The organism is Massilia sp. LjRoot122, from assembly GCF_964252725.1.
Classification (GTDB): Bacteria; Pseudomonadota; Gammaproteobacteria; order Burkholderiales; family Burkholderiaceae_D; genus Telluria.
In genome coordinates, this window is record NZ_CAXUPB020000001.1 from 1,242,213 (window position 1) to 1,252,860 (window position 10,648).

The 10,648-nt window shown below is 56.2% G+C and carries 8 protein-coding genes; 6 read left to right on the plus strand and 2 right to left on the minus strand.

Features of this window, described 5'->3' with window-relative positions; translation table 11 throughout:
• Nucleotides 1-5: 5 nt before the first annotated feature.
• Nucleotides 6-1,490: an undecaprenyl-phosphate galactose phosphotransferase WbaP gene (wbaP, locus tag ACSQ25_RS05380; protein ID WP_436104677.1), complete on the minus strand. Its 1,485-nt coding sequence runs from the start codon at nucleotides 1,488-1,490 to the stop codon at nucleotides 6-8.
• 549 nt (nucleotides 1,491-2,039) lie between these two features.
• Here wbaP and ACSQ25_RS05385 point away from each other — a divergent pair.
• The 6 genes from ACSQ25_RS05385 (at nucleotide 2,040) to ACSQ25_RS05410 (ending at nucleotide 10,066) form a co-directional block, all read left to right on the plus strand.
• Nucleotides 2,040-3,095, plus strand: coding sequence for an acyltransferase family protein (locus ACSQ25_RS05385; RefSeq protein WP_436104678.1), 1,056 nt, complete (start codon nucleotides 2,040-2,042; stop codon nucleotides 3,093-3,095).
• A 627-nt stretch (nucleotides 3,096-3,722) separates the two neighbouring features.
• Nucleotides 3,723-4,781, plus strand: coding sequence for a dTDP-glucose 4,6-dehydratase (gene rfbB / locus ACSQ25_RS05390; RefSeq protein WP_436104679.1), 1,059 nt, complete (start codon nucleotides 3,723-3,725; stop codon nucleotides 4,779-4,781).
• A gap of 1 nt (nucleotide 4,782) precedes the next feature.
• Entirely contained in the window at nucleotides 4,783-5,670 is an 888-nt protein-coding gene (rfbD, locus tag ACSQ25_RS05395) for a dTDP-4-dehydrorhamnose reductase (RefSeq protein WP_436104680.1), read from the plus strand.
• A 4-nt stretch (nucleotides 5,671-5,674) separates the two neighbouring features.
• Entirely contained in the window at nucleotides 5,675-6,553 is an 879-nt protein-coding gene (gene rfbA, locus ACSQ25_RS05400; RefSeq protein ID WP_436104681.1) for a glucose-1-phosphate thymidylyltransferase RfbA, read from the plus strand.
• A gap of 10 nt (nucleotides 6,554-6,563) precedes the next feature.
• Nucleotides 6,564-7,115 (plus strand): dTDP-4-dehydrorhamnose 3,5-epimerase, encoded by a 552-nt coding sequence (gene rfbC / locus ACSQ25_RS05405; protein ID WP_436104682.1) that lies wholly within the window; start codon nucleotides 6,564-6,566, stop codon nucleotides 7,113-7,115.
• Between the two features lie 110 nt (nucleotides 7,116-7,225).
• The gene (locus ACSQ25_RS05410) at nucleotides 7,226-10,066 is read left to right on the plus strand and encodes a YjbH domain-containing protein (protein ID WP_436104683.1); all 2,841 of its coding nucleotides are present in this window, start codon (nucleotides 7,226-7,228) and stop codon (nucleotides 10,064-10,066) included.
• A gap of 103 nt (nucleotides 10,067-10,169) precedes the next feature.
• On the opposite strand, the gene ACSQ25_RS05415 is transcribed toward ACSQ25_RS05410, so the two are convergent.
• Nucleotides 10,170-10,505, minus strand: coding sequence for a hypothetical protein (locus ACSQ25_RS05415; protein ID WP_436104684.1), 336 nt, complete (start codon nucleotides 10,503-10,505; stop codon nucleotides 10,170-10,172).
• Nucleotides 10,506-10,648 lie beyond the last annotated feature (143 nt).

Genomic DNA, 10,648 nt, shown 5'->3' on the forward strand with positions numbered 1-10,648 from the left:
TGTTTTTAATATGCGCCATCTTTGCGGAAGATAACTTTCACAGTGCGAAGGAGGATCACGATGTCATTGAATAACGACCAGTTCTTCACGTACCAAGCATCAAGATAAACCCTTGTTTCATAGCTGACGTCGTTGCGGCCGCTGATCTGCCACAGCCCGGTTACGCCAGGTTTTGCCTCTAAGTAGTAGTCGACTTGGTTGCCATAACGCTCAAGTTCGGCAGTAACTACCGGTCGCGGTCCGACCAGACTCATATCGCCTTTGATGACATTCCACAGTTGTGGAATTTCGTCGAGGCTTGTCCTTCGCAAAAAATGACCGATTGATGTGATGCGCGGGTCATTCTTGAGTTTGAAATCTCGCTCCCATTCCGCGCGTGCTTCTGCGTTGGTGGCCAGCAGATCAGCCAATAGTTTATCGGCGTTCGGAGCCATTGTGCGGAATTTGTAACACTTGAATGGATGATTATGTTGTCCAACCCGGGTATGACCAAAGAAGATCGGGCGGCCCGACTGGCTGACCTTAAATGCGATGAATAGGAAAACCGGAGATCCGAGCAACAACACCGTCAATGATACGAGAAGGTCAAAGCAGCGCTTGATGAGCTGAGGAAGACGACGGGCCAGATTGTTGCGCATCGTAAGGATTAGCACCTCATGCGCGAAAAAGTGGTTCGCTTCCATGCCGTACAAAGGCAGGCCGCGTAGCGCAGGTACGAGCTGCACGTCGTTGTTGTGCCGGCTGAGTTGTTGGATCATGTCCTGGTAGACGTCAACGCCACCCTGCTCGAGGGCCAATACGACATGTGGGCTGTCAAGACGTTTGATAGTTTGGACGGGATCCATGCCGAGCGAAATCGAAGGGATCAAATTCCCGTTTTTGTCCCTGATGTCATGCACCGGTTTCTCTTTATCGACCGGCACCAGAAATGCCATCAGTTGCAGTCCCATCAGCGGCTCGTCTTTAAAGGCAAGCGCCGTTTCGACAGCGTTTTCTCCCCAACCGATGATCACCATCGGGCGGGTCCAGCCACCAGCGAGAACCAAAGCGCGTTTGGTGACCCAGCGAATCACAGCCAGCGCGACCGGGACGCTTGCCCAGTTGATCAGGACAGTAGCGCGCGAAAATTGCGATTTCGCAAGGAACAGCAGGACTATATCCAGAGCGGCCACTGCCAAGGTCACCTTGATAATATCCTTCACCTCATTCGCAAACGGCTTGCGCTTTGAATAATGTCCCTTTCCCCAGAAAACACCCACTGATAAAAGGATCAATAAAACATAGGTCTGCAGCCTGCCACCATTGAGGGTAGCATCCCAGGCTTCGGTAGAGAATATCGCGTTTCCACGAAAATACGCCGAGACCGCTACGGCAAAGATGAGCGCTAGCGTAATTGAAAAGATATCGGAAATTATCAATAAAGGCTTTTCGAAACGAGGACTGCAATACCATTTGGTTTGCGGCAGGAATATTGATTCGATAGGTTTCATCTGAGCTGAATTGCGATAAGTGTGGGACACGATCCCCGGTTCCGGCACTGTTCAGTAGAGGACTTACGTCAGCGTTGGGCAGTAGGGAGTCAACGAGCTCCGACCCCGGTTTTTTGGCGGCGCAGGCCGTTTCCCGGCTGATCTAGGGGAAAAGCTGACGCGAGGAGTGTGCGATCCGCTATTGTATGAACATGGGGCAACTTCTGCAATTGCTTTCGGTATCTCTGAGGAAAATACCACATCAAACTACGTAGCTCTGCTTAGGAATGGCAAATTCGGTAACTCCGCCGCTGGTTTGCTCGCAAAACAATTAAGTTAATGTTGATAATTGGTGAGAATTCATTTATCGATGCTGTTTGTATATTTCACCGGCGTGGCAACTGAAAGGGGTGCTTGTTTTGGGTCCTTTCAGCAACACTAGTACTACTAAACACTTGAACTTCAGTTGTTGCAAATGGTAAACTCGCCTTCCTTCGGGGATTTTCTAAGCTCCCTCAAGGGTAGGGCGCTCTGCCGCTACCTTCTCATCTCACCGGCGGAGCCAAACTCGTGTTGCAGAATTTACAGGTCTTGAGGGCATTGGCAGCTCTCTTGGTTGTTGTCCATCATTTCCTGCTTGCTAACCGCGACTCCGGACAAGGCGGAATCGCCAACTTCTTTTATCTTTCCGAGGTAGGCGCCTGTGGCGTCGACCTGTTCTTCTGCATCAGTGGCTTTGTCATGCTCGGGTCGATTGCGAAAAAGGGCGACTTCTCGCCCGCTGAGTTCGCGACTGGCCGGGTGATCCGGATTATCCCCGCATATTGGATCGTTTCAACGCTATTCATCGCCCTGGTTGGGCTCAACCATATCAGCAAGAGTGGCTTTGGTCCAACCTTGGCGAAGTCGTTGTTTTCGCCCGATTTCATCCTGTCAAGCTATCTTCTTATCCCGGTCATCAATCCAGAATCCGGCTACCTGCAGCCATTCCTGGCTCAAGGCTGGACGCTGAGCTATGAGCTGTATTTCTATGTATTGCTCATGTGTGCCGCAGTGCTTGCAAAAGCGAACCCGGTACGAACCGCCGTTTTAGGTGGTTTTTATCTGCTTGCGGGACTTCTCGTCTTCTGGCGGGCTGAAGGCGCCATCGGGACCTTTTTCGGAAACTCCATTGTTCTGGAATTCGTGTTGGGCATGGGGGTATTTATCCTCGCGCGCAAGACCAGAGTGTTGGGAGTGCAAGCTATCCTGCTGGGCTTTGTACTGCTGGCGGCCACGGCACTGTTCAAGGTGGAAAATCGAGTTCTGTTGTGGGGCATACCTTCGGCGCTCATCCTGTATGGCTTTGTCGCGCTGGAGGGCGTACTACGCGCACCCCGGCTGCTGAAGGCCATGGGTGACGCCTCTTATTCGCTGTATCTCACACATGGGGTGTTGACCTACATTTATGGTGGTCTGCTCAAGCGTGGATGGTTTGCCTCGACGACGAAGCAGAACATCGCCGTTCTAGGCGGTACCGTCGTCGCCGTGCTGCTAGCATTTGTTTTCTATCGCTTTGTCGAGAAGCCGCTGCTTGAGCGGTTCAAGCAAAAGCGCCGGGCGCCCAGTACTGTTCCGGTTGCATAGTGGCGCTTAGCTTATGTCATTGCGTAACTGGCCTGCTCCGCTGCCGACAGGCTTGGCGGACGTCGCGGAGCACGGGGGACTGAGCGGTCGGAGCAGCAGTTGGCGAGGCGGGCGCAGTCATGCTCTACGAAACGGGCGGGCTTAGGCCCCCCGGCAATCGTGTCTTTTGCTCCTTGAGTGCTAGACGCACTGAAAACCCCGGCGTTTCGTATGGAAGCACCTGGCGGCCTGCGCGAGAGTCGATTCTTAGCGCTGTAGACGCCCTACAGTTTGCTGGGGCGGTTGTCGAAAAGAAGAGCGAGTTGACTGTGAAACCATGGATTGCGCCTGCTTTCATATTTTTATGGCATCTAGTTGTGCCAACGCGGCAGCCGTATGTGTCAGGGGTAGGGTGTTTCGACGGACATGGGGCAGATCAGTTACCGAGCAAGCACTTATAATTCATGAGCTGATCCCATTTGCCAGCTGATTGAGGTCTCTGGACGTCAGATTTAATGTAATTTTGCAACCTTTTTTAATTCCGGCATGCGTTTGGATTAAAATTATTCGTTTAACGGATGAGAATCCTGGTTTCGTTTTTTTGTGGAATTCAAGGACTCATTTGCTCGCATCGAGATTGGAGTTAGTATGATTTTGACCACCGGCAGCGCCGGCTTTATCGGTAGTAATTTTGTCCTCGATTGGTTCGAGGTGTCAGACGAGCCCATTGTCAATCTTGACAAGTTGACCTATGCCGGTAACCTCAACAATCTTGCCAGCCTGAAGGGCAACTCGAAACATGTCTTCGTCAAAGGTGACATCGGCGACTTCGAGCTGGTCAGCAAGCTCCTCGACGAATACAAGCCGCGCGCTGTCGTGAACTTTGCTGCGGAAAGCCATGTCGACCGCAGCATCCACGGCCCGGAAGACTTCATCCAAACCAACATTGTTGGCACTTTCCACTTGCTCGAAGCGGTGCGTGCATACTGGGGACGTTTGCCACCTGAGGAGCAGGCGGTTTTCCGTTTCCTGCACGTGTCGACCGATGAAGTCTACGGTTCACTCGGCAAGGAGGATCCCGCGTTCCGCGAAACAAACCGCTACGAGCCGAATAGCCCGTATTCGGCCAGCAAGGCGGCAAGCGATCACCTGGTCCGCGCCTACCACCATACGTATGGCTTGCCGGTCCTAACCACCAACTGCTCGAACAATTACGGGCCTTATCACTTTCCCGAGAAGCTGATCCCCCTATGCATCCATAATGCGCTGACCGGGAAGCCTCTCCCGATTTACGGTGACGGCCAGCAGATCCGTGACTGGCTATATGTGAAAGACCATTGCTCGGCCATCCGTCGGGTGCTAGAGGCCGGTCAGTTGGGCGAGGTCTACAACGTCGGCGGCTGGAACGAAAAGGCGAACCTGGACGTCGTCAATACTTTATGCGAAATTCTTGACGAACTCAGTCCCCGGGCCGACGGCCAGTCGTACAAGACGCAGATTACGTTCGTGACTGATCGTCTAGGCCACGATCGCCGTTATGCTATCGATGCAAGCAAGCTGGAACGCGAGCTGGGCTGGAAGCCGGCCGAGACCTTCGAAACCGGTATCCGGAAGACTGTTCAGTGGTATCTCGATCACCAGGACTGGGTCGGGAACGTGACCAGTGGCGCTTACCGTGAATGGCTTGGCGTTCAGTACGGAGGCTGACTTGAAGATTCTCGTTACTGGCAAAAACGGCCAGGTCGGGTTTGAACTGCTGCGTTCGCTCGCTCCACTAGGCGTCATCATCGGTGTCGATCAGGCCGAGTGCGACTTGGCCGACGCCGAAGCAATTAGGGCGCTGGTGCGCAGCGTTGAGCCGGATGTCATTGTCAATCCCGCTGCCTACACCGCGGTAGACAAGGCCGAGTCGGATGCAGAAATGGCGTATGCCGTCAATGCCGACGCAGCGCGTGTGCTGGGCGAGGAAGCGGCGCGCCTCGGCGCGTTCCTGGTCCACTACTCGACCGATTACGTGTTCGATGGCGCCAAGGACGGCGCCTATCTGGAAAGCGATGTGCCGGACCCGCAAAGCGTGTACGGCCGCACCAAGCTCGAGGGCGAACATGCGATTGTCGCGGCGAATCCACGCCACATGATCCTTCGCACGAGTTGGGTAGTGGGTGCGCATGGGGGTAATTTTGCAAAGACCATGCTGCGCCTTGCAGCAGAGCGTGACCGCCTTGACGTCGTTGCTGACCAGTTCGGCGCGCCAACGTCAGCGGCACTGTTGGCAGACCTCACTGCGCATTTGGTGCGGCAACATGCGGCGCAGGGGCCTGAGCTGTTCCCCTATGGCACCTATCACGTTGTTGCAGGTGGCGAAACCAACTGGTGCGACTATGCCCGCTTCGTCATCGCTCAAGCGCGCGCGGCTGGAAAGCCGCTCCAGGTGACGCCGGAAGCAGTGCACCCACTGAGCACGGCTGCCTACCCGACCCCGGCCAAGCGTCCCGCCAATTCCAAGCTTGATACATCGCGCTTCCGCGACACATTCGGACTGCACCTGCCCGACTGGAAAGAAGGGGTCCGCCACGTTTTACAACAAATCCTATAGTCATATGCCCATCAAACAACGCAAGGGAATCATTCTCGCCGGTGGCTCGGGTACCCGCTTATACCCGGTCACACAAGCTGTCAGCAAGCAGCTTATGCCAGTGTACGACAAGCCAATGATTTATTATCCACTGAGCACGCTGATGCTCAGCGGAATGCGCGACGTGCTCGTTATCAGCACACCACATGACACGCCGCGCTTCGCAGAACTATTGGGCGATGGTAGTCAGTGGGGTATGAATATCGAGTACGCAGTGCAGCCGAGTCCGGACGGACTAGCACAAGCTTTCGTGATTGGTAAAGACTTCGTTGGTAATAACCCGAGTGCCCTTGTACTTGGCGACAACATCTTTTATGGTCATGACTTGGTCAAGCAATTGCATAACGCAAGTGCCCGTACCGATGGCGCAACTGTGTTTGCCTACCATGTGCACGACCCTGAGCGCTACGGCGTCGTTGAATTCGACAGCAATCAGCGCGCGCTCAGTATCGAGGAAAAGCCAAAGGTGCCCAAATCCCACTATGCCGTGACTGGCCTGTATTTCTACGATAACGACGTCTGTTCGATCGCGGCGGATATCACCCCATCCGCGCGCGGCGAACTGGAGATTACAGACGTTAACAAATGCTACCTAGAGCGCGGGAAGCTCGATGTGGAAATCATGGGGCGCGGCTTCGCCTGGCTGGACACCGGCACCCATGACAGCCTGCTTGAAGCCGCGAGTTTCATTGCCACACTGCAAAAGCGTCAGGGTTTGCAAGTGGCATGTCCGGAAGAGATTGCCTATCGCCAAGGGTGGATCGATGCCGCTTCCCTGCAGAAGTTAGCGTCACCATTGTCCAAGAACGGGTACGGTCAGTATTTGTTGAACTTGTTGAAATAAGGTTGTAAGCATGCCGTATTCTGTTACCCCTACAGCCATTCCTGAAGTGCTGGTCCTGACGCCCAAAGTGTTTGGCGACGCACGCGGCTTTTTTTACGAGAGCTTCAACTCACGTGATTTTTCTCAGGCAACAAGTCTCGATGTCGAGTTTGTGCAAGATAATCATAGTAAGTCTTCGAAAGCGGTCCTACGAGGCCTCCATTATCAAATTCGGCATCCACAAGGAAAGCTGGTCAGAGTGGTGCAGGGCACTGTGTTCGACGTCGCTGTCGACCTGCGGAAGTCTTCGCCGACATTCGGTCAGTGGGTCGGCGAAATCCTCAGCGCCGAGAACCACGCCCAGGTATGGGTGCCGCCCGGATTCGCTCACGGCTTCGTTGTCCTAAGCGACTCGGCAGAGTTCCTTTACAAGACCACCGACTACTGGTATCCCGAGCACGAGCGCAGTCTGTTGTGGAACGACCCGACAGTTGGCATCGAATGGCCAATCGACTTTCTGCCGCAGCTGGCGGCAAAGGATGCGGCTGGCAAACCCTTGGATGAGGCCGAGTTGTTCGGGTGATGCTTGCTCCACGTTGGGTATAACGGTTCGACTCCCCAATCTTCGTACTCATATTTTCTGCCCGTTCGCATGGACTTGCATTCGGCCGAACCGCGTTTTCTTATTCTCAAGTGTTTTCAATATTTAAAAACTCCTTCAAGTACGGCTGGGTCGTCTTCGGTGCTGCAAATGCTTTCGGTGCGACTCCGACCGTTCAAGGTCAGTCTGGTTACGTCAACATGCCCAATGCCGTCGTTGAATCGGACTCGACGTTTACGGTTGGCTACGGTTACGACAGCCCTTACGGCAGCCTATGGGCAACGGTAACGCCGCTCCCATTTTTGCAGGTTACCGGCCGCTACGTGTCGATCACGGGTATCCCGGGCTTCAGCCGGGTCGAAGGGGAGTATGGGAGCAAGTACGGCCGCTACAAGGACAAGGTTGTTGACGCCAAACTCCGGATTTTCCAGGAGTCGACGTGGATGCCGGCCCTTGCCGTCGGAGCCACCGATCTGCTCGGCACCGAGCTGTTCAAAGGCCAGTATGTGGTGGCTTCGAAGACCTTTGGCAAGGCCCGCAACCTCGAGGCTAGTTTCGGGTTCGGCCGCAGCAGGCCGTCCGGCGCTTTCGCCGGCGTTCGCTGGGCACCGCTCAGCATGCCGGGAGTGGCCATCGTCACAGAATATGATGCGAACGACTACGCCAAGGATTTTAGTGCCGCCAATACCAATGCCGGGCGGCGAAAGAAAGGACCTGTTGTTGCCGCGGAATATCGCTGGGGATGGCTCGGTGCCCAGATCGCACGGCACCGTGATCACTTCAGTGCCCATGCCTATCTGACGATCCCGTTCGCCGAACGCGAATTCATCCCGAAATTATACGAGCCAGCCTATTTTCAGGCCAAACCCAGGGCCGTTCGCGCGACGATAGAGCAATGGCAACAGGACAGTAGCTACGGTGCTGCCCTCGTCCAGGCGCTGGTCAAGCAGAACTTCCGTAACGTTCGGGTCGAGCTCGACGGCACGACGATGCGTTTGACGCTCACCAACAATCGCATATCGAATCTTGGACGAGCTGTCGGGCGGGCGAGCAGGACGGCGGTGGCGTTTGCGCCGACTGGCACCCGATCGATTCACGTCATTTACACCAAGCTCGAGCAGCCGATCGCCACCTACGAATTCGTTGACCTGCAGCGATTGAGCGACTACCTGACCGGCCTGAGCGATCGCGAACGCTTCCTTCAGTCAGTGTCGGTGCGCTACTCGAATCCAAGCGACAAGGTCAGTGATGAGCAGCAGGGAATGCTTGACGCTATGCGCGAGAATGCGGAAGCACTCGCTGTGCGTGTCGGGCACGAAGGTAACATGGTGCAGGTCAGTTCGGAAGACCGTGAGGCCAACCGCTTCAAGATCGTGCCGAAGCTGTCCTTCTTCTTCAACGACCCGAGCGGGGCCTTGCGCTACGAGACTTCGGCTGTGGCCAACTATGACCAGCGCCTGGGCGAGGGCCTGTATTTCAACAGTGCTTTCAAGCTCAACCTGTTCGAGAACGTTTCCGGCGTTATCCAGTCTTCGAACAGTCTCCTGCCGCACGTGCGCACCGATATCGCGGAGTACAAGCGGGGCGCCCGCTTCAAGTTGAACCGGGCCTTGCTCAACAAGTACATGACCCTGGACGAACGCCTGTACGCACGCGTCTCGGCTGGCCTGTATGAAGAGATGTTCCGCGGGGCAGGCGGACAGGTCCTTTATTTGCCGAAAGACGAGCGCTGGGCGGTAGACCTGACGGTCGATGCCCTGCAACAGCGTGACTACAAGGGCTGGTTCGGCAAGCGCGACTATGACGTAGTAACCGCCTTCGGCGCACTGCATTACCGGCTGCCCTATGACATCACTGTCACCGGCCGGGCCGGGCGTTTCCTGGCGAAGGATGAGGGCGTACGCCTGGAGTTCAAGCGCCGTTTCCGTTCCGGTGTGGAAATCGGTGCGTGGTTTACGAAGACCAACGGGAAGGACATCACTAGTCCAGGGAAGCCGTCGGATCCGTATAACGACAAGGGCATCTTCCTGTCGGTGCCGCTGAACATCATGTTGCCGTCGGATTCCCAAGCCACTGCAGGCTTCGCTTTGGCTCCATGGACCCGCGACGTGGGCCAGATGGTGGGCAGCCCCGGCGACCTGTACGACATCTTCGAGAACCCCCGGCGCGATCTCACAGCCTATGATGGTCTTGGGAATTTCGCGGAACGCAAGGATGAGCAACACCTGGACGTGATCACCCAACCGGTCCGCCCATTGCCGAGCGCTTGGCCAGCCTTCCGCTGGCGTCTGGAGCAGGCTGTGTCAACCACGCCGACTCTGCCGCAATGGGCGCAAGGATCCTTGCTGGCCGGCGGTGCGATTCTGGCAGGGGCTGCGCTCGACAGGCCGGTAGACCGTTTCGTTCGTCCGCGCCAAGAGCACCGGGTTGTCGACGCCTGGGGCAATGTGGGCAAAGCCATGCCGGTCGTGCTGGCCGGCGCAGCGGGCGCGGCTATAGCCATCGGAGACCAGCGCATGCAAAACATGGGCATCATTTCGCTACAGTCCATCGCCGCCGCCGCCGGGGTATCGATGGTGAGCAAGCGGGTGATCGGCCGTGCGCGACCGTATGAAGAGCTGGGGGCGAGCAGCCGCAGTGCCAAGCGCTCCGATGCCTCCTTCCCATCGAATCATGCAGCCGTCGCCTTTGCGGCCGTAACGCCTTTCGCGCAGGAATATGATGCGCCCTGGCTATATGGGCTGGCTGCTGTCGGCTCGCTGGGACGGGTTGCTGATCGCCAACACTGGGTCTCGGATGTCGTCGCGGGCGGCGTCGTCGGCTACGCGATCGGCAGTTGGCTTTGGCAAGCCCAGCGGGACGATTCGAAGTCACGCTTCGCCGTCGTGCCTGGTTCAAAGGAGATTGCCGTCACCTGGAGCGGCACGTATTGATGGGTGGCGGCATTGCCAGCACAAAGTTTTAACGTATAAAACAATACTGGCCGCATTTGCGGCCAGTATTGTTTTTGTTACCGGACGACGAGCGTCCACCAGATTACTGGTGGTGGGTCGTAGCCGCGTGCGAGGTGCTCGAATCGTTGTTCGAAGCAGCGACGCCGACGGCAGCGACAGCAGCGCCGATGGCGACCAAGGTGGTGGTCGACAGGCCGGCCAGCGCGGTGCCGCCCAAGAAGCCAGCGGTGCTGGCAGTGCCTGCTGCCGCGCCAGCGGCGCCTGCAGTACCGGCTGCGCCGGCAGTGCCAGTGGCGCTGGCGGCGCCTGCGGTGCCGGTTGCGGCGGAGTTGGCTGCAGCGGCCGGCACGCCGGTCTGGGCCAGTACTTGGGTCGACAGCAGGCTCAGGATCGCGCTAGCGGCGAGAAGCTTTTTCATAATTAGGTCCTTGATTGTTCAGATTACAGAAGCGCACAGTGCAACAATTGCTAGCACATTATATTACTAAAACATTTCCTTGGATAAAAAAGGAACTGCCCGTTACATTCTGGCATATGATTTCCGCCAAGACACATCTCTTA